The organism is Enterobacter cloacae complex sp. P2B, from assembly GCF_014895985.1.
Classification (GTDB): Bacteria; Pseudomonadota; Gammaproteobacteria; order Enterobacterales; family Enterobacteriaceae; genus Enterobacter; species Enterobacter bugandensis.
On the sequence record NZ_JADBQQ010000026.1, the window covers coordinates 24,743 to 49,924 of the forward strand.

23 protein-coding genes and 4 tRNA genes are annotated in these 25,182 nt (G+C 57.1%); 9 read left to right on the top strand and 18 right to left on the bottom strand.

The window, feature by feature from the left end:
* Nucleotides 1–12: 12 nt before the first annotated feature.
* Nucleotides 13–1,005: a lysophospholipase L2 gene (gene pldB / locus IM313_RS21240; protein WP_041911835.1), complete on the bottom strand. Its 993-nt coding sequence runs from the start codon at nt 1,003–1,005 to the stop codon at nt 13–15.
* A gap of 111 nt (nt 1,006–1,116) precedes the next feature.
* Here pldB and rhtB point away from each other — a divergent pair, with 111 nt between their 5' ends.
* A complete protein-coding gene (rhtB, locus tag IM313_RS21245) occupies nt 1,117–1,737 on the top strand; it encodes a homoserine/homoserine lactone efflux protein (RefSeq protein WP_028014786.1) in 621 nt (206 codons plus the stop codon).
* On the opposite strand, the gene rhtC is transcribed toward rhtB, so the two are convergent.
* The 3 genes from rhtC to pldA all read right to left on the bottom strand — a co-directional run bounded on the left by rhtC (nt 1,734) and on the right by pldA (nt 5,205).
* Entirely contained in the window at nt 1,734–2,354 is a 621-nt protein-coding gene (rhtC, locus tag IM313_RS21250) for a threonine export protein RhtC (RefSeq protein ID WP_010426287.1), read from the bottom strand. The genes rhtB and rhtC overlap by 4 nt on opposite strands.
* Nucleotides 2,355–2,415: 61 nt before the next feature.
* Nucleotides 2,416–4,245 (bottom strand): ATP-dependent DNA helicase RecQ, encoded by a 1,830-nt coding sequence (gene recQ / locus IM313_RS21255; protein WP_192972109.1) that lies wholly within the window; start codon nt 4,243–4,245, stop codon nt 2,416–2,418.
* Nucleotides 4,246–4,335: 90 nt separating this feature from the next.
* Nucleotides 4,336–5,205, bottom strand: a complete 870-nt coding sequence (pldA, locus tag IM313_RS21260; protein WP_047362648.1) for a phospholipase A — start codon at nt 5,203–5,205, stop codon at nt 4,336–4,338.
* 162 nt (nt 5,206–5,367) lie between these two features.
* On the opposite strand from pldA, the gene yigI reads away from it, so the two are divergent.
* Both yigI and rarD read left to right on the top strand, forming a co-directional pair.
* Nucleotides 5,368–5,835: an acyl-CoA thioesterase YigI gene (yigI, locus tag IM313_RS21265; RefSeq protein WP_028014789.1), complete on the top strand. Its 468-nt coding sequence runs from the start codon at nt 5,368–5,370 to the stop codon at nt 5,833–5,835.
* Nucleotides 5,836–5,886: 51 nt separating this feature from the next.
* Nucleotides 5,887–6,783, top strand: a complete 897-nt coding sequence (gene rarD, locus IM313_RS21270) for an EamA family transporter RarD (RefSeq protein ID WP_048959726.1) — start codon at nt 5,887–5,889, stop codon at nt 6,781–6,783.
* 42 nt (nt 6,784–6,825) lie between these two features.
* Here rarD and corA read toward each other — a convergent pair whose 3' ends face one another.
* The 8 genes from corA to IM313_RS21305 form a co-directional block, all read right to left on the bottom strand.
* Nucleotides 6,826–7,776: a magnesium/cobalt transporter CorA gene (corA, locus tag IM313_RS21275; RefSeq protein ID WP_008501540.1), complete on the bottom strand. Its 951-nt coding sequence runs from the start codon at nt 7,774–7,776 to the stop codon at nt 6,826–6,828.
* A gap of 150 nt (nt 7,777–7,926) precedes the next feature.
* Complete coding sequence (gene ysgD / locus IM313_RS22640) at nt 7,927–7,983, bottom strand: YsgD/CorL family protein (RefSeq protein WP_212743980.1); 57 nt, start codon at nt 7,981–7,983, stop codon at nt 7,927–7,929.
* Between the two features lie 149 nt (nt 7,984–8,132).
* Nucleotides 8,133–10,295, bottom strand: a complete 2,163-nt coding sequence (gene uvrD, locus IM313_RS21280) for a DNA helicase II (RefSeq protein WP_045631335.1) — start codon at nt 10,293–10,295, stop codon at nt 8,133–8,135.
* Nucleotides 10,296–10,374: 79 nt separating this feature from the next.
* Entirely contained in the window at nt 10,375–11,091 is a 717-nt protein-coding gene (gene yigB / locus IM313_RS21285; RefSeq protein ID WP_028014792.1) for a 5-amino-6-(5-phospho-D-ribitylamino)uracil phosphatase YigB, read from the bottom strand.
* Nucleotides 11,091–11,993 (bottom strand): tyrosine recombinase XerC, encoded by a 903-nt coding sequence (xerC, locus tag IM313_RS21290; RefSeq protein ID WP_032644794.1) that lies wholly within the window; start codon nt 11,991–11,993, stop codon nt 11,091–11,093. Before xerC ends, yigB begins: the two co-directional genes overlap by 1 nt.
* Nucleotides 11,990–12,697: a DUF484 domain-containing protein gene (locus IM313_RS21295; RefSeq protein WP_192972110.1), complete on the bottom strand. Its 708-nt coding sequence runs from the start codon at nt 12,695–12,697 to the stop codon at nt 11,990–11,992. Before IM313_RS21295 ends, xerC begins: the two co-directional genes overlap by 4 nt.
* Nucleotides 12,694–13,518 (bottom strand): diaminopimelate epimerase, encoded by an 825-nt coding sequence (gene dapF, locus IM313_RS21300; protein ID WP_028014795.1) that lies wholly within the window; start codon nt 13,516–13,518, stop codon nt 12,694–12,696. The genes IM313_RS21295 and dapF overlap by 4 nt, the downstream gene beginning before the upstream one ends.
* A gap of 35 nt (nt 13,519–13,553) precedes the next feature.
* A complete protein-coding gene (locus IM313_RS21305; RefSeq protein WP_048998608.1) occupies nt 13,554–13,757 on the bottom strand; it encodes a lipoprotein in 204 nt (67 codons plus the stop codon).
* Between the two features lie 135 nt (nt 13,758–13,892).
* Here IM313_RS21305 and cyaY point away from each other — a divergent pair, with 135 nt between their 5' ends.
* Nucleotides 13,893–14,213 (top strand): iron donor protein CyaY, encoded by a 321-nt coding sequence (cyaY, locus tag IM313_RS21310; protein ID WP_045260993.1) that lies wholly within the window; start codon nt 13,893–13,895, stop codon nt 14,211–14,213.
* 43 nt (nt 14,214–14,256) lie between these two features.
* Here cyaY and cyaA read toward each other — a convergent pair whose 3' ends face one another.
* Nucleotides 14,257–16,800 carry a class I adenylate cyclase gene (gene cyaA / locus IM313_RS21315; RefSeq protein ID WP_048959723.1) on the bottom strand — a complete coding sequence of 848 codons (2,544 nt, stop codon included), beginning with the start codon at nt 16,798–16,800 and terminating at the stop codon, nt 14,257–14,259.
* A 350-nt stretch (nt 16,801–17,150) separates the two neighbouring features.
* Between cyaA and hemC the strand changes: the two genes are divergently transcribed.
* The 5 genes from hemC (at nt 17,151) to IM313_RS21340 (ending at nt 22,624) form a co-directional block, all read left to right on the top strand.
* Entirely contained in the window at nt 17,151–18,092 is a 942-nt protein-coding gene (gene hemC, locus IM313_RS21320; protein WP_032644935.1) for a hydroxymethylbilane synthase, read from the top strand.
* On the top strand, nt 18,089–18,829 hold the full coding sequence (hemD, locus tag IM313_RS21325; protein WP_045631336.1) for a uroporphyrinogen-III synthase: 741 nt from the start codon (nt 18,089–18,091) through the stop codon (nt 18,827–18,829). Before hemC ends, hemD begins: the two co-directional genes overlap by 4 nt.
* A 20-nt stretch (nt 18,830–18,849) precedes the next feature.
* Nucleotides 18,850–20,037, top strand: coding sequence for a uroporphyrinogen-III C-methyltransferase (hemX, locus tag IM313_RS21330; protein ID WP_041911826.1), 1,188 nt, complete (start codon nt 18,850–18,852; stop codon nt 20,035–20,037).
* A 2-nt stretch (nt 20,038–20,039) separates the two neighbouring features.
* On the top strand, nt 20,040–21,239 hold the full coding sequence (gene hemY / locus IM313_RS21335; RefSeq protein ID WP_028014802.1) for a protoheme IX biogenesis protein HemY: 1,200 nt from the start codon (nt 20,040–20,042) through the stop codon (nt 21,237–21,239).
* A gap of 173 nt (nt 21,240–21,412) precedes the next feature.
* Entirely contained in the window at nt 21,413–22,624 is a 1,212-nt protein-coding gene (locus IM313_RS21340) for an MFS transporter (protein ID WP_182035079.1), read from the top strand.
* A gap of 506 nt (nt 22,625–23,130) precedes the next feature.
* On the opposite strand, the gene IM313_RS21345 is transcribed toward IM313_RS21340, so the two are convergent.
* From IM313_RS21345 to IM313_RS21365, 5 genes are all read right to left on the bottom strand, one after another.
* Nucleotides 23,131–23,207: transfer RNA gene (locus IM313_RS21345), tRNA-Pro, on the bottom strand.
* Nucleotides 23,208–23,253: 46 nt separating this feature from the next.
* Nucleotides 23,254–23,340, bottom strand: a tRNA-Leu gene (locus tag IM313_RS21350).
* Between the two features lie 21 nt (nt 23,341–23,361).
* A tRNA-His gene (locus tag IM313_RS21355) sits at nt 23,362–23,437 on the bottom strand.
* 68 nt (nt 23,438–23,505) lie between these two features.
* Nucleotides 23,506–23,582 (bottom strand) — tRNA-Arg (locus tag IM313_RS21360).
* A gap of 102 nt (nt 23,583–23,684) precedes the next feature.
* Nucleotides 23,685–25,070, bottom strand: coding sequence for an amino acid permease (locus IM313_RS21365; protein WP_192972111.1), 1,386 nt, complete (start codon nt 25,068–25,070; stop codon nt 23,685–23,687).
* Nucleotides 25,071–25,182: the final 112 nt, after the last annotated feature.

Here is a 25,182-nt window from a genome sequence, read left to right on the forward strand (position 1 = left end):
CTCAATAGAAAATCAGTTATGCCGGTCGAAAAACTCGACGATGGCGTTAAGCGCGACTGAGCGCATAGCGTCCTTTTCAAAAAGGATCTCATGGTACGCGCCGTTGATGACCAGCGGTTTACCCCCTTCACAAGGGTGACCGGCGGCAGCGCGCAGTTCACAATAGCGGTCATGCATGCGGTTATCCACCACACGCTCTTCTTCCGCCTGAATCAGAAGCGTCGGCGTGTCATCATCGCCTACGCCTGCCAGCACCTGCTCACCGGCCAGAATACCCTCACGCACCCAGTGCCAGGTCGGGCCGCCGACGCGCAAGCGCGGTTCATCGGCATAAAAGCGCAGGTTGCGGCGATAGCGCTGCCGACTGTGGGTTAAGACGTTGATGGCGAACGGCAATGCGCGCCAGCGTCCGGTTCCGATGGCATAGCCTTCACGAATGCGCTGATGGCCCTCAGCCCAGTCGAGAAGATGGCGCACCATCCAGTCGGGAAAACGAATGACAATACCGTACATCGGCGCGGTGAGCGCAATGGCGTCGCACTGGTGCTCATACCGCTGCAAAAACAGCGTCGAAATGGCGCCGCCCATGGAGTGCGCAAGGATGTACCGCTTGCGCCAGGGGCCGGGCTGAACTTCCTGCTGCCAGAACGCGGCAAAATCGTCGACATAATCGCTGAAGTGATCCACATGCCCGCGGTGCGTATCCGGCAGCATGCGCCCGGACAGCCCCTGCCCACGGTGGTCGATGATCAGCACGTCAAACCCCATGTTGACCAGGTCGTAGGCCAGTTCGGCATATTTAACGTAGCTTTCGATACGCCCTGGGCAGACCACGATCACCCGGTCATTTTTTTCATTGCGGAAGCGAACGAAGCGCACCGGGATGCCACCGACGCCCGTAAACTCGTCTTCCTCACGCTGCCGCCAGAAATCGGTCAGCGGCCCCATTGAGAAAGCAGCAAACGCGTTTTCTCGTGTTTCCCAGTCCTTTTTCTGCTGAAACATTGGGTTTCCACTCACGTAATCCAGGGAATATCGTTTTTTTTCGTCACTGGTCACAAAATGACTCAACAATAGCGTATTGTGGCATAAAAATAGACGGTTCGGGAGCTTCAAATGACCTTCGAGTGGTGGTTCGCCTACCTGCTGACATCAATCATCCTTAGCCTTTCACCCGGCTCTGGCGCCATTAACACTATGACCACTTCCATCAACCACGGCTATCGCGGTGCGGCGGCGTCCATTGCCGGTTTACAGACCGGGCTCGGCATTCATATTGTGCTGGTGGGGATTGGTCTGGGGACGCTGTTCTCTCGTTCGGTGCTGGCGTTTGAAGTGCTGAAGTGGGCCGGTGCGGCGTATCTGATTTGGCTCGGTATCCAGCAGTGGCGCGCGGCAGGCTCGATTGACCTGAATACGCTCTCCAGGACGCAAACGCGCGGCCATCTGTTTAAGCGCGCGGTGTTCGTGAACCTGACGAACCCGAAAAGCATTGTGTTCCTCGCCGCGCTGTTCCCGCAATTTATCGTGCCACATCAGCCCCAGGTGATGCAGTACGTGGTGCTGGGAGCGACCACCATCATCGTCGATATCATCGTGATGATTGGTTACGCGACGCTGGCGCAGCGGATAGCGGCGTGGATTAAAGGGCCTAAGCAGATGAAGGCCCTGAATAAAGTCTTTGGTTCGCTGTTTATGCTGGTTGGCGCGCTGCTTGCGTCAGCGCGTCATGCTTAGCGAGAAATGATGAGATGAATCCCGAAGCCGGCGAACAGCGCGCCGGCAAAGCCGTCGATCCACTTCGCGATGCGCTGATAGCCGCGGCGCATCGCCGGTAAGGCGAACAGGCTGGCAACAATAGTGAACCAGGCGAACGTCTCAACAACGATCAGCAGGAAGATCCCCCAGCGCGCGCCTGCGCCGACGCTGTCACCCACAAACAGCGAGAACACGGATCCGAAATAGATAATCGCTTTCGGGTTTGCCAGGTTAGTCAGGAGCCCTTTTACAAAGCTGCGGCCGCCCGTTGCCAGCTCTACCTTTGGCTCTTCCGGTTTTTTCTCTTCTTTCTTCAGCGCCCCGCGCAGCATCTGGTAGCCCATCCAGCACAGGTACAGCCCGCCGCCAACCATAATGATGTTATGCAGCCACGCCATCTTCGCCAGGATCAGGTTCAGACCGAGCAGCGCGACCGCCGCCCAGACCATAACGCCCATGGTAATACCGAGCACGCCCATCATCGCTTCTTTGCGGGAGCGGCTGACGGCAGTTTGCGACACGAAGAAAAAGTCTGGTCCAGGGCTCATCAGCGCAACGATGTGCACTAACGCCACGGTGAGAAATAGCATTAACATAATTAGCTCGCGGGGAAATAATTCAGTGAGTCATCATCCTGGCACTTTTTCGCCCGTCTGACTACTCCTCATCATCACCATCGGCGTGAGAGCGGATAAGCGCCATAAACTCTTTACCAAAGCGCTCCAGCTTGCGCGTGCCGACGCCGTTGACGCTGAGCATCTCGCTGGCGCTGAGCGGCATCTGTTCCGCCATCTCAATCAGCGTCGCGTCGTTGAACACCACGTATGGCGGGATGTTCTCTTCGTCAGCGATAGCTTTACGCAGCTTGCGAAGCTTGGCAAACAGCTTGCGGTCATAGTTACCGCCGTAGGATTTCTGCATCACGCGCGGCTTGAGGGCAACCACGCGCGGCACGGCGAGCTTGAGCTCAACATCACCGCGCAGCACCGGACGCGCTGCTTCGGTCAGCTGTAGCGCGGAGTGCTGGGCAATGTTCTGTGTGGCAAAGCCGAGGTGGATCAGCTGACGAATAATGCTGACCCAGTGCTCGTGGCTCTGGTCTTTACCGATGCCGTAAACCGGCAGCTTGTCGTGGCCCATGTCGCGGATACGCTGGTTATTGGCACCGCGCAGTACTTCCACCACGTAGCCCATCCCGAAGCGTTGATTCACGCGGTAAATGGTCGAGAGCGCTTTGCGCGCGTCCATCAGGCCATCGTACTGCTTTGGCGGATCCAGGCAGATATCGCAGTTGCCGCACGGCTCCTGTCGCCCTTCACCAAAGTAGTTGAGCAGCACCAGACGGCGGCAGGTTTGCGCTTCGGCAAACGCGCCCATCGCGTTGAGCTTGTGGCGCTCAATATCCTGCAGCTGTCCCTGCGGCTTCTCTTCCAGACAGCGGCGCAGCCACGCCATATCGGCCGGATCGTAAAACAGCATCGCTTCCGCAAGCAGGCCGTCACGCCCGGCGCGGCCGGTCTCCTGATAGTAGGATTCGATATTGCGCGGAATGTCGAAATGCACCACAAAGCGCACGTTGGGCTTGTTGATCCCCATCCCGAACGCCACCGTTGCGACCACGATTTGCAGGTCGTCGCGCTGGAATTTCTCCTGCACGTCGGCGCGGATATGGTTTTCCAGCCCGGCGTGATATGCGGCGGCGCTAAAGCCACGGTTTTGCAGACGCGCGGCGGTGTCTTCCACCTTCGCACGGCTGTTGCAGTAGATGATACCGGACTTGCCACGCTGTTCCTGAACGTAGCGCAGGAGCTGGTCCAGCGGCTTGAATTTTTCCATCAGCATGTAGCGGATGTTCGGGCGGTCGAAGCTGCTGACCTGAATATACGGGTCGTTCAGCCCCAGCAGGCGAACGATATCCAGACGCGTGGTGTCGTCCGCCGTGGCGGTAAGCGCCATAAACGGCAGCTCGGGGAAGCGCTGACGCAGCTGGCCGAGGGCAGCGTATTCCGGACGGAAATCGTGTCCCCACTGGGAGATACAGTGCGCTTCATCCACCGCCAGCAGGACCGGGTTCCAGTGCGCGAGATGGTCGAGGAAGTTATCGAGCATCAGGCGCTCTGGCGCGATATACAGCAGGCGGATCTGCCCGGTGCGGCACCCGGCCATCACCTCTTGCTGCTGCTCGCGGGTTTGCGTCGAGTTCAGGCAGGCCGCCGCCACGCCGTTGGCGAGCAGCTGGTCAACCTGGTCTTTCATCAGGGAAATGAGAGGCGATACCACGACCGTCAGGCCGTTAAGCACCAGCGCGGGCACCTGATAACAGAGGGATTTACCGCCGCCGGTCGGCATCACCACCAGGCAATCGCGGCCTTCCAGCACCGCTTCAATGATGGTTTCCTGGCCGGGGCGGAACTGCTGGTAGCCAAAGGTTTCATGCAAAACCTGTTTAGCCAGCGACTCCTGATTCAATACTTCCGCCTGCGCCACGTTAACCCCATTTGCGAAAAATAAAACAGGCGCTATTTTCAGCGCCTGAGAGAGAAACTTCAACGTTTAACGCAAAAACATTCGAGCAGCCTAGAGAATATCGTTCAGCATTACGCCCACGCCAACGCGAGTCTGGTTGAAGTTGTAGTCGATCAGCGATTCGCCGTAGCCGCTATACACCTGGGTATAGAGACGCACGTGCTTCGTCACCGGGTAGCTCAGACCGAGCTCCGCACCGCCGTAGCCGGTGTTCCAGTTGTACTGCCCCTTCGCGCTCAGCACGGCTTCACCTAACTGGTAGCCAACTTTGAGCTGGTAGTAGCCCATATATTTGGTGATATCCGGGTTGTCATCGGTGCTGCCGAGCACATACCACGGCTTCACTTCCACCATCCAGTTACCGTTCTGCGCCATCAGGCGCGTATAAGCGCGGTTCCAGCTACGGGAGGTTGGATCGGAACGTCCGTTAGAATCATGGTTAAAGCCCACTTCGACGTCGCGCAGCGTCCAGCCAGCAAATTCATAATCCGTTGCGAAGCCGAGGAAAAGCTGCGGCTCATAGTTGGTTTCACGGAACGGTGAAGATTCGCCGCTGTTGGAGAGCTGCCACCAGGATTTCTGCGTATAAGACGCGCCGAGCACCGAGTTTGGCCCCAGAATACCGCGCCAGAACGGGAACGCGAGGCTAAGCTGGAACTTCACCTCATCCTTACGCGCATTATCAGACCAGTTATAGGAGCTTATAGCTTCTTTGTTGAGATCGCTGGTTTGGGTATAAATCACGTAGTTCGTGTCATACGGGTAGAGCGTGAACGGATTGTCATGCTCCTGCAGCATATTGGCGATAATGCTGCCCTTAACGGCAGGTTTATCATGGACTTCTTTAATCGTCGCTTCCTGCGCATATGCTGTGAGGGGCAGCGCAACCGCCGCCAGTAACCAGGCCAGATACGTCCGCATCGGTGGTGTTCTCCTGCAAAGAGTAAAATTACCTGAATAGTTATGAGGCGAACATTCTACAGACTTCTGCGATAACTGCTGCATCCTCGTTTCTGAAAGTGGAATTCCTTATTGCTGAAGCATAAAATCAACATTTCATTAACAATAAGGATGTAATGCCTCATGTCAGCCATGCTTACCGCCGAAGAAGTGTTAAAACTCGTGGGCGAGATTTTTGTTTACCATATGCCGTTTAACCGTGCACTGGGTCTTGAGCTGGAGCGTTACGAGAAAGAGTTTGCCCAGCTGAGCTTCAACAACCAGCCGATGATGGTGGGTAACTGGGCGCAAAGTATTCTGCACGGCGGGGTGATTGCCTCCGCGCTGGACGTGGCGGCAGGTCTTGTCTGCGTGGGCAGTACGCTGACGCGCCATGACACCATCAACGAAGATGAACTCCGCCAGCGTCTGGCGCGCATGGGCACCATTGATTTACGCGTCGACTATCTTCGCCCGGGGCGCGGAAACCGCTTTACCTGCACCAGCAGCCTGCTTCGTGCCGGGAACAAAGTTGCCGTTGCCCGCGTTGAGCTGCATAACGAGGAGCAGGTTTATATCGCCAGCGCAACCGCCACTTATATGGTGGGTTGAGGCGGCAAATTCGGGTAAAATTGATTCACTTTTTTGTCACGGATTTTCCCGATGGATGCTAAACAGACGCGGCAGGGCGTTTTACTCGCCCTTGCCGCTTATTTTATTTGGGGTATCGCCCCGGCGTACTTCAAATTTATCGCCTATGTTCCGGCCGACGAGATCCTCACTCACCGCGTCATCTGGTCGTTTTTCTTCATGATCGCGCTGATGAGCATCAGCCGTCAGTGGTCCGGCGTTAAAACGCTGCTGCAAACCCCTAAAAAGGTCTTCCTGCTGGCGCTTTCTGCGGTGCTGATCGGCGGCAACTGGCTGCTGTTTATCTGGGCGGTAAATAACCACCACATGCTCGAAGCGAGCCTGGGGTACTTCATTAACCCGCTGGTGAATATCGTGCTGGGGATGATTTTCCTCGGCGAACGCTTCCGCCGGATGCAGTGGGTGGCGGTGATTCTGGCCTTCTGCGGCGTGCTGGTGCAGCTGTGGACGTTTGGCTCGCTGCCGGTTATCGCCCTCGGTCTGGCGTTCAGCTTTGCTTTTTACGGCCTGGTACGTAAGAAAATCGCGGTGGAAGCGCAAACCGGGATGCTGTTTGAAACCCTGTGGCTGCTGCCGGTGGCGGCGATCTATCTGTTCGGTATCGCCGACAGCGCCACCAGCCATATGGGCAGCAACCCGTGGTCGCTGAACCTGATGCTGATGGCGGCGGGCGTAGTGACCACCATTCCGCTGCTGTGCTTCACCGGTGCGGCAACGCGCCTGCGCCTCTCCACGCTGGGCTTCTTCCAGTACATTGGCCCGACGCTGATGTTCCTGCTGGCGGTGGTGTTTTACGGCGAAGTGCCGGGTGCGGATAAGATGGTGACCTTTGCCTTTATCTGGGTGGCGCTGGCGATTTTCGTCGCCGATGCGATTTATACCCAGCGCAGAACCCGCAGAGGAATGTAGGTGTTTTGTAGGGCGGGTAAGCGCAGCGCCACCCGCCAGATTTTACAGCCAGTTCCGACGCTTAAAGTACAGATACGGTGCCAGCCCGGCGAGGATCATAAAGATAATCGCCCCCGGGTAGCCAAAGCTCCACTTCAGCTCCGGCATAAACTCGAAGTTCATCCCGTAGCTGGACGCCACCAGCGTCGGCGGCAGGAACACCACGGACACTACCGAGAAGATCTTGATGATGCGGTTCTGCTCGATGTTGATAAAGCCCATCGCCGCCTGCATCAGGAAGTTCACCTTCTGGAACAGAGATTCGTTGTGCGGCAGCAGAGATTCGATATCGCGTAAGATCTCACGCGCCTGCTCCAGCTGACCGCCCGGCAGACGCGCCTTGCGCACCAGGAAGTTCAGCGCGCGCTGGGTATCCATCAGACACAAACGCACCTTCCAGCCGATATCTTCCAGCTCTGCCAGCGTCGAAAGCGCTTCGTCGTACTCATCCCCCTGATGGCCTTCCATGATCACGCGGCTCAGCTTTTCCAGATCGCTGTAGATGTTTTCAATTTCGTCCGCCAGCTGTTCAATTTTAGTTTCGAACAGATCGAGCAGCAGCTCGTAAGCGTTGCCGTCCACCATCGCCTGGCTGCGGGCGCGCATGCGGTAGAGACGGAATGCCGGCAGTTCGCGTTCACGCAGAGTAAACAGACGACCGTCGCGAATGGTAAACGCCACGGTGGAGTTGCCCGCGTGATCTTCCGCATCTTCAAAGAAGAAGAAGGAGTGAATATGCAGACCGTCCTCGTCTTCAAAAAAACGCGCGGAGGCTTCGATGTCTTCCAGTTCCGGGCGGGTTGCCAGGCTTTGCCCCAGCTCAGATTGTACGCGAAGGCGTTCATCGTCGTCCGGCTCGACCAGATCCACCCATACGGCATCAATGAGGGGCTGTGACTCTTCGGCTTCAAGCCGAGTCAGTCGGTTATTTTCGAGTTGAAATGCGCTCAACATGACCGGGACTCCCAATGCAAAAAATATCGGACAGTTCGGTGGGCACACAGAAACAAATTGGGTTTCAGACCATTAAACAGCCTGACTCAGCGCGACGGGAATAATGCAGTCGCTGACAACCACTAAGGCCATCAGCATGAGGAGATAGCCTTAGGAGTTGTTCCTGGATGACAGGGAATTGAGCCAGTATCTACTGGGTGTGTCCAAGGCGAATGTCCTCTTAGCGTAATCGTGCGCGCATGTTACGCCAGCAATAACTGTGGCGTCAACACGCAACGGAACGCTGAAGGGCATTAATTGACCTTCACTGTATAAGGCTAGCAGATTATTGCAAAATAATGATATTTTTCTGAATGTTAGACTGTTTCCAGCTTCGCGTAGGCCGCCACCAGCCATTTGATCCCCTGCCCCTGGAACGCCACCTGCAGGCGGCTGTGCTCGCCGCTGCCTTCCAGATTCACAATGGTACCTTCGCCAAACTTCGAATGGCGCACGCGCTGGCCCAGCTTGTATCCGGTGTCGGTTTCAGAGATCGGCGAGCCCATGCGCGGATGGCTAACCGGACGGCTGATGCTCGCCCGCAGACGCACCTCTTCCACGCACTCTTCCGGCAGTTCGCCGATGAAGCGCGACGGACGGTGATAGACCTCTTTACCGTACAGACGGCGGGTTTCGGCGTAGGTTAGCGTCAGCTTCTGCATCGCGCGCGTCACGCCCACGTAGGCCAGACGACGCTCCTCTTCCAGACGGCCGCCCTCATCCAGCGACATCTGGCTCGGGAACATCCCCTCTTCCATGCCCACGATGAATACCTGCGGGAACTCCAGACCTTTGGCGGAGTGCAGGGTCATCAGTTGAACCGCGTCCTGCCAGGTGTCCGCCTGCCCTTCACCCGCCTCCAGCGCGGCGTGGGAGAGGAATGCCTGCAGCGGCATCAGGTCTTCGTCTTCTTCGTTGTAGCTGAACTGGCGCGTTGCCGTGACCAGTTCCTCTAAGTTCTCAATACGGGTCTGCCCCTTTTCGCCTTTTTCCTGCTCGTACATGGTACGCAGCCCGGAGTCTTTAATCACCCGGTCGGTCTGCACGTGCAGCGGCATGTCGGCGGTTTCCTGCGCCAGGGCATCAATTAATTCCAGGAAGCGCTGGAGAGCGCTGGCGGCGCGTCCGGCGAGGGCTTTTTCCTGCAGCAGCTCGCGGCACGCCTGCCACAGCGTCAGCTGGCGATCGCGCGAGGCCTGGCGCACCACGTCCAGCGTACGGTCGCCAATCCCGCGGGTCGGCGTGTTCACCACGCGCTCAAACGCCGCGTCGTCGTTGCGGTTGGCGATCAGGCGCAGATACGAAAGCGCATCTTTGATTTCCTGACGTTCGAAGAAGCGCATGCCGCCGTAAATGCGGTACGGCATGCTCACCTGCAGCAGCGCCTCTTCCAGCACGCGCGACTGGGCGTTGCTGCGATAGAGAATGGCGCACTGCTCCAGCGCGCCGCCGTTGTCCTGCCAGGTTTTGATGCGGTTCACCACGAAGCGCGCTTCGTCGAGCTCGTTGAAGGCGCAGTAAATCGAGATCGGTTCGCCGTCGACGCCGTCGGTCCACAGCTTTTTGCCCAGACGCCCGTTGTTGTTCTCAATCAGGGCGTTGGCCGCGCTCAGGATGTTGCTGGTTGAGCGATAGTTCTGCTCCAGACGGATGGTTTCCGCGCCGGGAAAATCGTTGAGGAAGCGCTGGATGTTCTCCACCTGCGCGCCGCGCCAGCCGTAGATCGACTGGTCGTCATCGCCCACGATCATCACCTTGCCGGTATCTCCGGCCAGCAGGCGGATCCACGCGTACTGGATGTTGTTGGTATCCTGGAATTCGTCAACCAGGATGTTGGTGAAGCGTTCGCGGTAGTGCTGCAGGATATGCGGTTTGTTGAGCCACAGCTCGTGGGCGCGCAGCAGCAGCTCGGCGAAATCCACCAGGCCGGCGCGGTCGCACGCTTCCTGATAGGCCTTATAGACGTTCTGCCAGGTCTGCTCGACCGGGTTACCGAAGCTCTGGATATGGTGCGGACGCAGCCCTTCATCTTTCTGACCGTTGATGTACCACATCGCCTGACGCGGTGGCCACTGCTTCTCGTCGAGGTTCATCGCCTTGATCAGGCGCTTCAGCAGACGGAGCTGATCTTCGCTGTCGAGGATCTGGAAATCCTGCGGCAGGTTAGCGTCCATATGGTGCGCGCGCAGCAGACGGTGCGCCAGGCCGTGGAAGGTGCCAACCCACATGCCGCCCTGGCTGGTGCCCATCAGCTGGGCGATACGGTGACGCATCTCCGCCGCCGCCTTGTTGGTAAACGTCACGGCCATAATCGAGTACGGTGAGCAGTTTTCCACGCTCTGCAGCCAGGCGATACGGTGAACCAGCACGCGTGTCTTACCACTCCCCGCCCCAGCCAGAACCAGCAGGTTGGTGCGCGAGGCGGCAACCGCGTCACGCTGTTTGTCATTAAGGCTGTCGAGCAGGTAAGAAACGTCCATTGGCACCGTCACGTCATGTCGGGCAGGCAAATGTTTCCACTCGCCAAAACCCTGTTAATTTATACAGAACAATTGATGATTATATCAGCGTCGTGAGGGATGCCAACCGCGAAATTTCCACGTGCGGCAGAAGACGGCTGTCTGTTGCGGTCATCAGCTCCGCATTTTCTGGCTTGATCCAGCAGGCCTGCATGCCACAGCGGATGGCACCCGCCACGTCGGTGGTCAGGTCATCGCCCACGTGCAGGATCTCACCCAGCGGCAGGTTAAGCTTCTCCGCTGCCAGATGGTACATGTCGCTGAACGGCTTCGCGCGCCCGTGCGGACCCGCGCGCAGCACGAATTCAAAATAATCGCTGAGGCCAAACAGCTCCGGCTGGGCATTGCCGTTGGTGATGGCCACCAGCGGCCACTTTTCGGCAAGCTTCGCCAGCGTGTCGTGGGTTTCCTGCGGCACGTCGATGCGGCTACGCCATTTGGCGAAGTTTTCCATTGCCGCTTCGGCACCGACGGCGGCATCCTGTGCGCTCAGACCCGCGTTCAGCATCGCCTGCTCAACCGCGCGACGACGCCATTCGGTCACGTCGTGGTAAATGTCCGGCTCGGTCTCTCGCAGGGACTGGCGCAGCTTCTGGAAGTCCTTGTTCTGCATCGCCTTCAGCGCGGGATGGTAGTTCTGCACAAACGCCAGCGACTCCTGCTCGGTACGCAGGATCACCTCGCGGTTGTCATAAAGGGTGTCATCAAGGTCAAACGTCAGGGCTGAGATCTGACCGAGTGGGCGGTAAAAACGCATTATTTCCCCCGTTTGGCGCGTGGATGCGCCGCGTCATACACCGAGGCAAGGTGTTGGAAGTCTAAGTGGGTATAGATTTGAGTGGTCGACAGATTCGCGTGGCCAAGCAGTTCCTGTACGCCGCGCAGATCGCCGCTCGATTCCAGCATGTGTGTCGCAAAGGAGTGGCGCAGCTTGTGGGGATGCACGTGGCTGTTCAGCCCCTGCTTGATGCCCCACTCCGCAAAGCGCTTCTGCACGTTACGCGCGGAGATCCGCTTGCCGAGCTTTGATAAAAACAGCGCATCCTCTTCCGCGCCAAACAGGCCGCGCAGATCCAGCCAGTGTTCAATCCAGGAGACGGCGTTGCGGCCAATCGGCAGGCGGCGCTCTTTGCTGCCCTTACCCATCACCCACACTTCGCCGGATTCCAGATCGAGATGCTTTAAGTCGAGGTTCACCAGTTCGGAGAGACGCAGGCCCGCGCCGTACATTACCTCCAGCATCGCGCGGTCGCGCACGGCCAGCGGATCGTTTAGATCGATATCCAGCAGGCGGTTTACGTCGTCGACGTCGATATTTTTCGGCAGATGGCGCGGGGCTTTTGGCGTGGCGATCCCTTTTGCCGGGTTAGCTTTCAGGCCGCCCTGGCTGACCAGCCAGTCGAAGAAGCTGCGCAGGGCAGAGAGCCGGAGCGCAAGGCTCGCCGGGCTAAGATTTTTTTTACGGCTACGCACGACGAACCCGCGTACCGTGGCGGCGTCACATTGTTGCCAGCTTTTCAGGCCGATTTCTTCGGCAATCTGCATGATGGCATCAAGCTGACGCTGATAGTTAAGCAGCGTAATGGGGCTGAGCTGACGTTCCACGCCGAGATAGCGCAGAAACCGCGAGACGTCAGTGGCGAGCAGTCCGTCCGTCATACGCGTTCAATCCAGCGCTCCAGCAGCTCGGGCAGCATCAGGGCGATCTCCTGCAGCAGGTGCGTGGCTTGCCCCTGCTCATAGTGGTGCGCGTCGCGGCTGGTAAATAATATTACCCCCAGGTCGCCATCGCGCCCCATCAGCGACATCGCCACCGAGCCAATCGCTTTGGCTTCCGGCAGCACCACCAGCAGTTCGGGTCCGTTCAGCGGCCCCAAATAGTGATGCTCATGGCCCAGGCGCTGAATGCGTAGCGGCTCAAACGCCTGACGGCTGAGCGCCAGATGGGTGAACCCCGACGGTGCGCCAATGCGCCAGCGGTCAGGGAACAGACGAATCGTTGCGCCCGCCAGCCCCAGCTCGCGCGCCCAGCGGTGGAAGCGGCTGAGAAACTCTTCAAGGCTGTGCGCCGAAGCCAGACGCGCCTGCAGATGCAGCAGACGATAGAACAGGCTTTCGTTGGTGCTGGCCTGCTCCATCAGCAGCGTCATGTTCTCTTCAAGCTGGCTGATGTGGTTACGCGCGCGCGCCATGTGCCATTCGACCAGCGACACGGTCCCGCGAACCGGATGCGGCACGCGCATTCGTTCGACGACGCGTGCATTGCGAATAAAAAACTCAGGATTGTTCAGCAGATAATCAACAACAGCGCTGTCGTCCAGTTCCGTCACTGTTTCCTGCAGTTCTTCCCCTGGTTGTTTCATAGATGGATAAACCCGTCATAAACATGTGTCGCCGGGCCAGTCATGTACAGTGGATGACCCGCTCCTTTCCAGGCGATATCAAGACGACCGCCCGGTAATTCCACGCGAACCTCTTCTGCCAGTAACCCCTGGGAGATACCGACGGCCACCGCCGCACAGGCGCCGCTTCCGCAAGCCTGGGTTTCGCCCGCGCCGCGCTCGTAAACCCGCAGACGGATGTGTTCACGCTTCATCACCTGCATAAAGCCGATGTTCGCCCGCTCCGGGAACCGCTCGTGGCTCTCCAGCACCGGACCGAGCGTTTCGACCGCCGCGGTTTCCACGTCATCCACCTGAATCACGCAGTGCGGGTTACCCATCGAGACAACGCCGCACAATACTGTCTGCTCGGCCGCCCGCATAATATAGGTCTTTTCCGCTTTGTTTGCGCGAAACGGCACGGCGGAAGGCTCGAAGTTAGGCTCGCCCATATTGACGCGCACCAGCTCATCGTCGGTAACGCTGAGCACCATACGACCGTTGGCGGTACTGACGCGGATATCGCGCTTATTGGTGAGCCCTTTCAGGCGGACAAAGCGGGCGAAACAGCGCGCGCCATTGCCGCACTGGTTAACCTCACTGCCGTCAGCGTTGAAAATACGGTAGTGGAAATCGAGGTCAGGATCGTAGGGCGGCTCAACCACCAGCAGCTGATCGAACCCCACGCCCACGTGCCGATCCGCCAGGCGGCGGATCAGTTCCGGGGAGAAAAACACATTCTGCGTTACCGCGTCGACGACCATAAAATCGTTGCCAAGGCCATGCATTTTAGAGAACTGCATCATTTGCTCCATTGCGCGGGGACAGAACGTTGTCGTCAGAGGTTAACCTGAGTCGGACCGTCGTTATCGCCACGATCGTTAGTCTTTGGCGTGGAAGACTCGATGCCGCTGTTAACCGGTTTTGTCGGCGGCGGCGCGGTTTTATCCGCAGGCGGGAAGTAGAGTGGTCCCTTCAGTCCGCAGCCGGTCAGGCTAAACAGCGTGATGAGAACGGCAAGCGTTCGGAAAGCGTTTTTCATTATAAAGTTGCCCGTAAGTTCAAATCTGTTTCTATCATCGCAGGAGAAGACACAAAAGCAAGAGTTTGCCGCTTTCCTGCAACGGGAATTATTTAGCGTTATACTGCCGCCATCACGAAAAACAGGAACAAAACCATGAACGACAGTGAATTCCATCGCCTTGCCGACACCCTGTGGATGACCATCGAAGAACGTATCGACGACTGGGACGGCGACAGCGATATCGATTGTGAAATCAACGGCGGCATTCTGACCCTGAGCTTCGAAAACGGCAGCAAAATTATTATTAACCGTCAGGAGCCGCTTCACCAGGTGTGGCTGGCGGCCAAACAGGGCGGTTATCACTTTGATTTGAAGGGTGACGAGTGGGTTTGCGATCGCAGCGGCGAAACGTTCTGGAATCTGCTGGAACAGGCGGCGACCGCGCAGGCGGGCGAGGAAGTGCGTTTCAGGTAGTTTTGTTGCCCGGTGGCGGCTGCGCCTTACCGGGCGAAAAGCCTCAGGAAAAATACTGCTGCAACAGCGGTGCAGTATCCTGATTCGCAGGCGCCGCAGGGGTAATCGCCTGGGTACGGAACGGGATCACCTGCGCTCGGCCATCCACGTTCACAATCTGGTAGAACTGCGGCAGATTGAAGTTGATAAAGCTGGAACCGTAGGTGAAACGGTCATGCGAGGAAGAGTAGAAGCGGCTGACGTCGCGCACCAGCTCCTCTTTGCTGCCTTCACAGTGGTGATACACCTCGGCGCGGTTGGTCTCATCCAGAATGTAGATGTTGAACCCGGCATCGTCGCCCGACTCTTCAAAGAAGAACTGAATAATCCCTTCACTGGCAAAGCCATCCACCACCTGCGGAAGCTTGACGTGGTTGGTTTCCACCTGAACCGACAGGCCGTGCAGCTTGTTGTGTGAAATCGCGCCGTAGAACTCGATAGCGTTTTCAAGCTTCTGTACCGACACGTTGAGACGCTCAAAGAACAGGCCCCACGTCTGCCCGGAAACGCGCAGCGCTTTGAAGCGTCCGGTCTCCTGACGGGTGCTGGAGAGACGCAGTTCGATGCATTCAGACACCAGCTGCTGCACGCGAGTACGAATCAACCCACGCAGATGCTGGCTGTAGCAGAACACTTCGACGCTGTCCGGCGGCGCGGCGTCCTGGTGCATCTTGCCGAGAATAGTTTTCAGCGCTTCAATCATCGCCTGCTCGCCGTTGAAGTGCAGGGTACGCACTTCGTTCCACGAGTTGCGGTACAGCAGGTCTACGCTACCCACCAGGCAGTTTTGCTGCTCGCCAAAGCTGAAGACGTCCAGCTTGCGGAAGTCAAAATGAACTACCTGATTGCGGAAGGCCGCCGTCGGGTCGTATTCCAGGTTGACGATAATCGCCAGATGGCGAATCTCACACGGGCTGTAGAGCGCTTTTGGCGTTGGGGCAGGCAGACGCAGCGGGAAGTGGTGCGAGACATCCGCCACCATCTCCTGCAGCTTGGCTAAATCGACAACCTCATTGCCTTTGATAAACAGGCGCGTGCGCGAGGTCAGCAGGCCGTTAAACCAGGCCCACGCCACCAGCTTGTTCAGATAGCGGTTATATTCCAGCGGCTGATGGCTGATAATCGAATCCATGCTTGGCGCACGGTTGTACAGATACCACCCGGTGCGGTTTGCGCGGCCCGGCGGCACATAGATAAAGGTCAGGTTTGGTTCAGACAGGTCAGGCGAAATCTGCGGGTTAACCAGGGTCACTTTGCCCGGCAGCGCTTCAAACGCGGCGTACAGCTTACGGGTTAACACCCCGATATCCTGCGGGCTGGCGGAAACGCTAAGGTTATTGCGGCGCGCAAAACGGATCAGGTTACGGTAGCTTTGCATCATCGCGTCGAGCAGTTCGTTGTGCGCTTCACGCACCTGATCGATTTTCCAGTTGGCCCGGTTGTCGAGCATGGACAGACGCGCTTCGTCCCATCCCCACTCTTTCACAAGCTGACTGACCACTTCACGACGCCAGCCCACGCAGGCGCGCTCACGGCTCAGCTTTTCACAGACCTTGAGATAGAAACATCGACGCACCAGGTCAAGACGCGTGGCGTCATCAATGGCTTTCAGGTATTCGGTAACGCGCTCCAGCATCATGCAGTAGGCGTCGAGCCCGTAGGAGACAATTTCGCCATCGTGCAGGCGCTGCTTGATATCTTTCGCCAGCAGGCGCGGCGTAGGGTATTCCCACGAGTAGGCTTCCAGCAGCAGGGTTTTCAGCACCGCTTTGTACGGTGAATCAATACTCTTATAGAGCTGCCAGAGGCTTGCGCCAAAGTACTCTTCGGCGGACAGGGAGCTGAGGCCGCCCAGATCCAGCCATTCGTTTGGCGTCAGTACGCCCTGCGCGTAAAGCGACATGACGTAGTCGTCGTAATGCTCTTCTTCTTCGCACGGGACCATATTCCACAGAATACGCTTCCCGGCCAGACGAACGGCAGTACGGTAAAATTCATCCAGCAACAGGATGTGCTGAGTCGAGCCGCAGTCCTCACCACCCAGACTGCCGCTTTCATTATGGCGGAAACGGTTTTCATCAATCAGGAAGAAGCTCACTTCCACGCCAAGCGAGGCCGCCCAGCTTTCCAGCAGGCTGCATTTACGCTGCAGCAGCTGGCGCTCTTCGTTATCGAGCCAGGATTGATGGCAGACCCAGATATCCAGGTCCGAAGAACAGCTCTGCCCTACCGATGAGGTGCTCCCCATCGAGTAAACGCCGGTAATCGGCAGTTCACCTTTCGGAGAAACCTGAGGCGGCATGCCGCGGTAGAGTTCCAGCTCGTTCAAATAATGCTGTTGGGTTTCATCAGGCGTGAAGAGGCAAATGCCCTGGGGAACGTTACCATCAAGGTAGCCAGGCATCAGCGGGTGGTGATAGTGCAATAATGTCGGCAGCAGACTGTATACCTGCTGGAAAGCAGGGCCCATGGCAGCAAGCGCGCGATCCACACGCAGTTGATTTATGGCATCCAGTCTCTGTTTCAGAGTCTCAATATAGAGGTACAAGACGTATCGCCTGATGTTTCCGGGTGTCGTAAGCTATTCAAAATACGAATAACAGCGAGCCCGCAGTATTTCAAAAAGATAACCGTTACCCTTTTTTCGCCCTTGTCATTATGGTGGTACCGACGAAAAAATGGTCTAAAACGTGATCAATTTAACACCTTGCCGGTTGACCGTAAAGAAAGATGCGCTACATACAAGTGTAGCACCGTTCTGTACGTGTAAATTCCTGAATACGGCTATGGCTGACGAATACGCCGCCTTGTCCCTCTCACGCTTCATCAACCGTAAAACTGCCATCCCAGAGTCAACAATGTTAGGATGGTTAGCGATTGATAATGACGGTAACAAGCATGTTAGACAATGTTTTGAGAATTGCCACACGCCAAAGCCCTCTCGCGCTCTGGCAGGCACATTATGTTAAGCAGCGCCTTGAAGCCTGCCACAGTGGATTGCGCGTCGAGCTGGTGCCGATGGTCACGCGCGGTGACGTGATTCTGGATACGCCGCTGGCGAAAGTGGGCGGCAAGGGCCTGTTTGTCAAAGAGCTGGAACTGGCATTGCTTGAGAACCGCGCCGATATCGCCGTACATTCGATGAAAGACGTGCCCGTCGAGTTCCCGGAAGGGCTGGGGCTGGTGACCATCTGCGAGCGCGAAGATCCGCGTGACGCGTTTGTCTCGAACCACTATGACTCGCTCGACGCGCTGCCGGCGGGTAGCGTGGTTGGCACGTCCAGTTTACGCCGTCAGTGTCAGCTGGCGGAGCGTCGTCCTGACCTTATCATCCGCTCGCTGCGCGGTAACGTTGGCACGCGTCTGGGCAAGCTGGATAACGGCGATTACGATGCCATTATTCTTGCCGTTGCCGGCCTGAAGCGCCTGGGGCTGGAGGAACGCATTCGCGTGGCGTTGCCGCCAGAGCTGTCGCTGCCGGCCGTCGGACAGGGCGCCGTCGGCATTGAGTGCCGTCTGGACGATGCGCGCACCCGCGAGCTGCTCGCTCCGCTGAACCATGACGAGACCGCAACCCGCGTAAAAGCCGAGCGGGCGATGAATACTCGCCTCGAAGGCGGGTGTCAGGTGCCGATTGGCAGCTATGCTGAATTAACAGACGGTGAACTGTGGCTGCGCGCGCTGGTGGGCGCGCCGGACGGTTCACAGATGGTGCGCGGCGAACGTCGCGGCAAGCCGCAGGATGCCGAAGCGCTTGGCGTGTCGCTGGCGGAAGAGCTGCTGAATAACGGCGCGCGTGAAATTCTGGCCGAGGTCTATAACGGAGAACCCCCTGCATGAGTATTCTTGTCACCCGCCCTTCTCCCGCAGGAGAGCAGTTAGTGAGCCGTCTGCGCGCACTGGGGCAGGTGGCCTGGAGTTTTCCGCTAATTGAATTCTCCCCCGGTCGGGAGCTCTCTGCGCTCGCCGACCAGATGAATACCCTGCAGGAAGGCGACCTGCTGTTTGCGCTATCGCAGCATGCCGTGGAATTTGCCCATGCGCAGCTGCAACAGGCGGGAACACGCTGGCCGACCGCTCCGCGCTATTTCGCTATCGGCAGAACCACCGCGCTGGCCTTACATACCGTGAGTGGAACAGACGTTCGCTACCCGTTGGATCGGGAAATCAGCGAAGTCTTGCTACAATTACCTGAATTACAAACTATTGCCGGAAAGCGCGCGCTCATTTTGCGCGGCAACGGTGGCCGCGAACTGCTGGGTGAAACGCTGCGGGAACGCGGGGCTGACGTCACGTTTGTTGAGTGCTACCAGCGCTGTGCGAAACACTACGACGGTGCTGAAGAGGCGATGCGCTGGCACGCGCGCGGTATTAATACGCTGGTGGTCACCAGCGGTGAAATGTTACAACAGCTTTGGTCGCTGATACCGCGTTGGTATCGCGAAAACTGGTTACTCCGCTGTCGGCTTCTGGTCGTCAGTGAGCGTCTGGCGAACCTCGCCCGGGAACTGGGCTGGCAGGATATTCGGATCGCTGATAACGCCGACAACGATGCGCTGCTGCGCGCATTACAATAACTCTCAAATGGGAAGCCATAATGACGGAACACGAAAAATCCTCCGCCGTGGTTGAAGAGACCAGGGAGACTGTGGAGACAACGCCACAGCCAGAGACGACTGAGAAAACCGCTGAGAAGAAAAACGGCAGCAATAAAACCAGCCTCGCGCTGAGCGCGATTGCCATCGCCATTGCGCTGGCAGCAGGCGTCGGCCTGTATGGTCTGGTAAAGCAACAGAGTGCTAACCAGACGGCCACCAGCGATACGCTGGTCAATCAGCTTACCTCCCTGCAAAAAGCGCAGGAAACGCAGAAAACCGAGCTGGAAGCGGTGATTAAGCAGCAGGCCGCCGCGCTTGCCGAGGCGAACAGCAAACAGGAAGAGCTGACCAAACAGCTGGGCGAAGTACAGCAGAAAGTCGCCACCATCTCCGGCACCGATGCCAAAACCTGGCTGCTCTCGCAGGCCGATTTCCTCGTCAAACTCGCCGGGCGTAAGCTGTGGAGCGATCAGGACGTGACCACCGCCGCCGCGCTGCTGAAAAGCGCCGATGCGAGCCTGGCCGACATGAACGATCCGAGCCTCATTACCGCGCGCCGTGCGATTACCGAAGATATCGCCAGCCTCTCCGCCGTTTCACAGGTGGATTACGACGGCATTATCCTCAAGGTGAACCAGCTTTCGAATCAAATAGATAACCTGCAGCTGGCGGATAACAATGACGACGACTCCCCGATGGACTCTGACGGTACCGAGCTGTCCAGCTCCCTGAGCGAATGGCGCATAAACCTGCAGAAAAGCTGGCAGAACTTTATGGACAGCTTCATCACCATCCGCCGTCGCGATGAAACCGCCGTACCGCTGTTAGCGCCGAATCAGGATATCTATCTGCGCGAAAACATCCGTTCCCGCCTGCTGGTCGCGGCGCAGGCCGTGCCGCGCCATCAGGAAGAAACGTACAAACAGGCGCTGGATAACGTCTCGACGTGGGTACGCGCCTACTACAACACAGATGATGCAACGACCACCGCCTTCCTCGAAGATATCGACAAGCTGAGCCAGCAGAACATCACCATGAACGTGCCGGATAAACTGGCCAGCCAGCCGATTCTGGAGAAGCTGATGCAGACGCGCGTGCGTAACCTGCTGGCGCAGCCGGGCGTTCCGGCCGGGCAGACCGGCACAGCGGCGGCACCAGCGCCTGAAAGCGCGCCACAGGGAGAGTAATGATGCTAAAAGTCCTTTTACTCTTCATCCTGCTGATCGCCGGGATCGTCCTGGGCCCGATGCTTGCGGGTCATCAGGGATACGTCCTGATCCAGACCGATAACTACAACATTGAAACCAGCGTAACGGGTCTGGCGATCGTTCTGATCCTCGGCGTCGTGGTCCTGCTTGCCGTTGAATGGATCCTGCGCCGTATTTTCCGCACCGGTGCCCATACCCGCGGCTGGTTCGTTGGCCGTAAGCGCCGCCGCGCCCGTAAGCAAACGGAACAGGCACTGCTAAAGCTGGCCGAAGGCGATTACCAGCAGGTTGAAAAGCTGATGTCGAAAAACGCCGACCACGCTGAACAGCCGGTGGTGAACTATCTTCTGGCCGCCGAAGCGGCGCAGCAGCGCGGTGATGAAGCCCGCGCTAACCAGCATCTGGAACGCGCGTCAGAACTGGCGTCTGGCGACCCGATCCCAGTGGAAATTACCCGCGTCCGCCTGCAGCTCGCGCGCAATGAGAACCACGCGGCGCGCCACGGCATTGACCGTCTGCTGGAAATCGCACCGCGTCATCCGGAAGTCCTGCGCCTTGCGGAGCAGGCCTATATTCGTACCGGAGCGTGGGGCTCGTTGCTGGACATCATTCCGTCGATGGCGAAGGCCGAGGTGGGTGATGATGAACATCGTGATGAACTTCAGCGTCTGGCATGGATTGGCCTGATGGATCAGGCGCGCGCCGACCTGGGCAGCGAAGGCCTGAAAACCTGGTGGAAGAATCAGAGCCGGAAAACGCGCCAGCAGGTCCCCCTGCAGGTGGCCATGGCGGAACATCTTATTGAATGTGACGATCATGACACCGCCCAGGAGATCCTCCTCGACGGCCTGAAGCGCCAGTACGACGATCGCCTGGTCATGGTGATCCCGCGCCTGAAAACCAATAACCCTGAGCAGGTCGAAAAAGTGCTGCGCCAGCAGATCAAAACCGTCGGTGACCGTCCGCTGCTGTGGAGTACCCTGGGCCAGTCGCTGATGAAGCACGGCGAATGGCAAGAGGCGAGCCTGGCCTTCCGTGCGGCGCTGAAACAGCGTCCGGATGCGTTTGACTACGCGTGGCTTGCCGATACGCTGGACAAACAGCATAAGCCAGAAGAGGCGGCAGCCATGCGGCGCGATGGGCTGTTGCTGACGCTGCAAAATAACGGTAACCCGCAATAAATAAAAAAGGAGGCCAGACGGCCTCCTTTTTTTATCGCCTTTCTCCTGCTACATTCTTTACACCCACATCTGCAAACGAACCCGCCAATGTAACGATGTCTTTTCATTAACCTTTTTTCACACACGCGCACTTTCTGCAGCGTGGATTAAATCGTTTTTGAAAGGAAATCTTCATGAACTCGCTTTTGTATGCGCTTATTGAAGCGCTGCGCTGCCACCGCTGGCTGCGCCTGCTTGCCTGTGCTTTTATCTTTTCTTCGCTGGGAAATGGTTTAACCCAGGTCGTGGTCTTTGGTTTACTGTTAGCGTGGTCGGCCCCGCCCGCCCTGCTCACCCTCGCTTTTCTTTTCGCAACGGTTCCGGGATTCATCGGCAGCGCGATCGGCGAAAAGCTGTGCTCGCGCTATTCTCCAGTATTCCTGCTGATACTGACCGAGGGGCTGGGATTGCTCGCCCTGCTCTTCCCCCTGCTCGGTGCGGGTTATCACAGCATTGCCTCGCTACTCGCCGTGCAATCCACCGAAGCGCTGCTCAGCGGGATGAGCTGGCCCGCGCTGACATTGCTCTTTAAACGCGGACTTAGCGAAACAGAGCTGCCTGCTGCGACCTGTCTGGAAAATGTGATTTTTGCTTCTCAGGTGTTATTAGGTACTGGACTCGGCGTGGTGCTATTCAAGCAGACCTCCGTGTTTACCTTGCTGGCTATTGATGCCGCCAGTTTTCTCGGGTCGCTGCTGCTGCTGTGGCTGGCTGGGCGGCGGTTTTCTGCGCCATTGCTACCTCTCCCCGGTGAAGAGGCAGCCCACGCGCCACTGCGCTGGCGGACGTTGACCGTTCGGCAAAAGCGCAGCCTGCTCATTTTGCCGGCGCTGGCGGCCGTCGGCTCACCGGCTATGGCGCTACTTCCGGCCCTGGCGCAGCAGCTCCATCCTCAGGATGCGGCGGGCCTTGCTCTGCCTCTGCTTTTCGCAAGGAGCATGGGGCAACTTTGCGGCCCCATGCTGCTAAAAAAAGAGAGCCTGACGCGCTTTGCCGTCCACACGCCGCGAATCATCGTTTGTCTCGGTATTTTTCTTGCCGCTTATGGAATGCTGCCGTTGTTTTCCGGGTGGATGGCATGTGCGCTGGGGATGATCTTTATCGCGCATCTGGCCTCAAACGTTCTCTTCGCAGCCGGCACGTTTGGCGTACTCAGCAGTTTTCATATCACGCAAACCGCGTCAGCCAGCGGTAAAGCCTGGCGCTGGCAAACGCTCAGCGCCTCGCTTTTCACCGGCATTACAGCGATAGTGGCTGTTGGTCTTGGCTCAGTGCTGGCGCTCTATACGGTCTCGTCAGCCGCCCTGCTGTTGGTCGCCCTGATCATGCGTGGGTATCGGGAATAAGACATAAAAAAACGCCTGCTATAAAAGCAGGCGTTAAAACAGGTCTGTAAGACAACATATTTGGTGCTTCACTCAACGTTATGTCCATGGTGTCTGATGAGGCCGAAGCGACATCTGTCAGTGGACGATAAGCACCGTAAATGGCTCTGCGTCATTCCTGAGTTTATGAGGCACTAAGGCGAACATAAGAGATGGAATGAGCATCTACGCGTATATTATTGCACGTAACGTGCCAGATTTACACGCAGAACTTTTACATGGCGCAACATTTTAAGATAAAAGGAAATTCTGCTGTTAAGTAGCCTCTGAAGCTTCATAGCGTATCGGCAAAAGCAGAAATATGTCGCCAGGAAGAGACAGTAAATCCCATAAATAGTTATTTATTTAATTTTCAAAGGCTTGCATGTCACTGAATCGCGACAATGATACAGGATGCTTTCTGGAGATAACGAAAGGGGAGAAAACTTACAGAAAACAAAAAACCCCGCCGAAGCGGGGTTCAAAATTGGTCGGCGAGAGAGGATTCGAACCTCCGACCCACTGGTCCCAAACCAGTTGCGCTACCAAGCTGCGCTACTCGCCGATGTACTGCTTTTTTGAATTTTTAGTTCAATTCATTTAAAAAGTCGTGGTGCGAGGGGGGGGACTCGAACCCCCACATCCGTAAGGACACTAACACCTGAAGCTAGCGCGTCTACCAATTCCGCCACCTTCGCAATTCACAACTCTTTCAATAATGGGGTGGCTAATGGGATTCGAACCCACGACAACTGGAATCACAATCCAGGGCTCTACCAACTGAGCTATAGCCACCACTGTATTCTTTCACGCGGTACTGACTACTTCTCAGACCACCGCAGCTCTAGCGCCGGGAACTAAAATGGCGCGCCCGACAGGATTCGAACCTGAGACCTCTGCCTCCGGAGGGCAGCGCTCTATCCAGCTGAGCTACGGGCGCTTAGCGCCGTTGCGGGGCTGGATATTACGTACCTCCGTCCCCGCTGTCTAGTGCTTTTTTGAAAAAAATGCGCGTTTGGTTATGGTTTGCACATTTTGCCGATTATTCCTCCACTTTCTGCGTGGTGGCACGGCGACCCAGGCCAAAAAGCTTATACGCGGCCGTCACTGCCGCCAGGAAGATCAGCCCGACAAACAGCGACATGCGGGTATCTTCATTAAAGTACATTCCAATTAATACGCAAATCAGGAACGCCATCGTCAAATAGTTCGCATACGGGAAAAGGATCGAGCGGAACGGATGGCTGGCGATCGCTTTTTTATGCGCATGGCGAAAACGCAGCTGGCTAATGAGGATAACAAACCACGGCACCATGCCCGGCAGCACGCTGGCGCTGTAGACATAAACAAACACGCGCTGCGGATTAGGGATGATGTAATTCAGGCAGGAGCCAATCAGCAGGATGACGATCGAGACCGCCACGCCCGCTACCGGCACGCCAGCACGTGAGACTTTACTCATTGCCGCGGGCAGCTGGTTATTTTTCGAGAGCGCGTAGAGCATACGGCCACAGCTGTACATCCCGCTGTTACAGCCTGAAAGCGCTGCCGTCAGGACCACAAAGTTGATGATACCTGCCGCCGCCGTGATACCAATTTTGGCGAAGGTTAAAACAAACGGGCTGCCGGTCGTGCCAATTTCGTTCCACGGGAAGATGGTTACGATAACGAAGATTGCACCCACATAGAAAATCAGGATACGCCACAGCACTTTGCCTACCGCGCTACGCAGCGTGACCTGCGGGTTTTTCGCTTCACCGGCAGTAATACCGATCAGCTCCACGCCCTGATACGAGGCCACAACGATACATAGCGCCGTCAGGAAGCCCTTCCAGCCGCCAGCGAAAAAGCCGCCGTTTTCGGTCAGGTTGCCAAAGCCGATAGCGTGTCCACCGTTGCCAAAGCCGAAGAAAATCACGCCCAGGCCGACGACAATCATCACGATAATCGTGGTGACTTTGATCATTGCGAACCAGAACTCAATTTCACCGTAAAGGCGCACGGCGGCCAGGTTTGCCAGCGCCACCAGCCCCACGGCAATGAGTGCCGGTATCCACTGGACCATGTCCGGGAACCAGAACTGGACGTAGACCCCTATCGCGGTGATTTCAGAGATGCCCACCGCCATCCACATAAACCAGTATGACCAGGCCGTCAGGTAGCCAAAGAACGGGCTCATATAACGATGCGCGTAAACGGCGAAGGAACCGGTCACCGGCTCCAGGAAGAGCATTTCGCCCATTGAGCGCATGATGAAGAAAACAAACAGCCCGGCGATGATATACGCCAGTAATACGGAAGGGCCTGCCCATTTGAGCGTACTTGCGGAGCCCATAAACAGGCCCACGCCGATAGTGCCGCCCAGCGCTATCAGTTCAATATGACGAGCTTCCAGCCCACGCTGTAGCTCCGGTTTTTTCTCTGCCATAGATCCTCGATTGTGTTTGCTGTTTCCCGGCTTAATACCGGTTATTGTTTTTTAGGGGTACTAAAATACGGTGCGAATGGTTTCTTAAAATCGGCCAAATGGCAAACGATGC

Coding starts and splice junctions, on each gene's coding strand:
- hemC (WP_032644935.1), top strand. CDS start 17,151: ATGTTAGACAATGTTTTGAGAATTGCCACACGCCAAAGCCCTCTCGCG.
- pldB (WP_041911835.1), bottom strand. CDS start 1,005: ATGTTTCAGCAGAAAAAGGACTGGGAAACACGAGAAAACGCGTTTGCT.
- IM313_RS21340 (WP_182035079.1), top strand. CDS start 21,413: ATGAACTCGCTTTTGTATGCGCTTATTGAAGCGCTGCGCTGCCACCGC.
- xerC (WP_032644794.1), bottom strand. CDS start 11,993: ATGACGGACGGACTGCTCGCCACTGACGTCTCGCGGTTTCTGCGCTAT.
- hemD (WP_045631336.1), top strand. CDS start 18,089: ATGAGTATTCTTGTCACCCGCCCTTCTCCCGCAGGAGAGCAGTTAGTG.
- rhtB (WP_028014786.1), top strand. CDS start 1,117: ATGACCTTCGAGTGGTGGTTCGCCTACCTGCTGACATCAATCATCCTT.
- pldA (WP_047362648.1), bottom strand. CDS start 5,205: ATGCGGACGTATCTGGCCTGGTTACTGGCGGCGGTTGCGCTGCCCCTC.
- corA (WP_008501540.1), bottom strand. CDS start 7,776: ATGTTGAGCGCATTTCAACTCGAAAATAACCGACTGACTCGGCTTGAA.
- cyaY (WP_045260993.1), top strand. CDS start 13,893: ATGAACGACAGTGAATTCCATCGCCTTGCCGACACCCTGTGGATGACC.
- hemX (WP_041911826.1), top strand. CDS start 18,850: ATGACGGAACACGAAAAATCCTCCGCCGTGGTTGAAGAGACCAGGGAG.
- hemY (WP_028014802.1), top strand. CDS start 20,040: ATGCTAAAAGTCCTTTTACTCTTCATCCTGCTGATCGCCGGGATCGTC.
- uvrD (WP_045631335.1), bottom strand. CDS start 10,295: ATGGACGTTTCTTACCTGCTCGACAGCCTTAATGACAAACAGCGTGAC.
- IM313_RS21305 (WP_048998608.1), bottom strand. CDS start 13,757: ATGAAAAACGCTTTCCGAACGCTTGCCGTTCTCATCACGCTGTTTAGC.
- rarD (WP_048959726.1), top strand. CDS start 5,887: ATGGATGCTAAACAGACGCGGCAGGGCGTTTTACTCGCCCTTGCCGCT.
- rhtC (WP_010426287.1), bottom strand. CDS start 2,354: ATGTTAATGCTATTTCTCACCGTGGCGTTAGTGCACATCGTTGCGCTG.
- yigI (WP_028014789.1), top strand. CDS start 5,368: ATGTCAGCCATGCTTACCGCCGAAGAAGTGTTAAAACTCGTGGGCGAG.
- IM313_RS21365 (WP_192972111.1), bottom strand. CDS start 25,070: ATGGCAGAGAAAAAACCGGAGCTACAGCGTGGGCTGGAAGCTCGTCAT.
- yigB (WP_028014792.1), bottom strand. CDS start 11,091: ATGCGTTTTTACCGCCCACTCGGTCAGATCTCAGCCCTGACGTTTGAC.
- dapF (WP_028014795.1), bottom strand. CDS start 13,518: ATGCAGTTCTCTAAAATGCATGGCCTTGGCAACGATTTTATGGTCGTC.
- IM313_RS21295 (WP_192972110.1), bottom strand. CDS start 12,697: ATGAAACAACCAGGGGAAGAACTGCAGGAAACAGTGACGGAACTGGAC.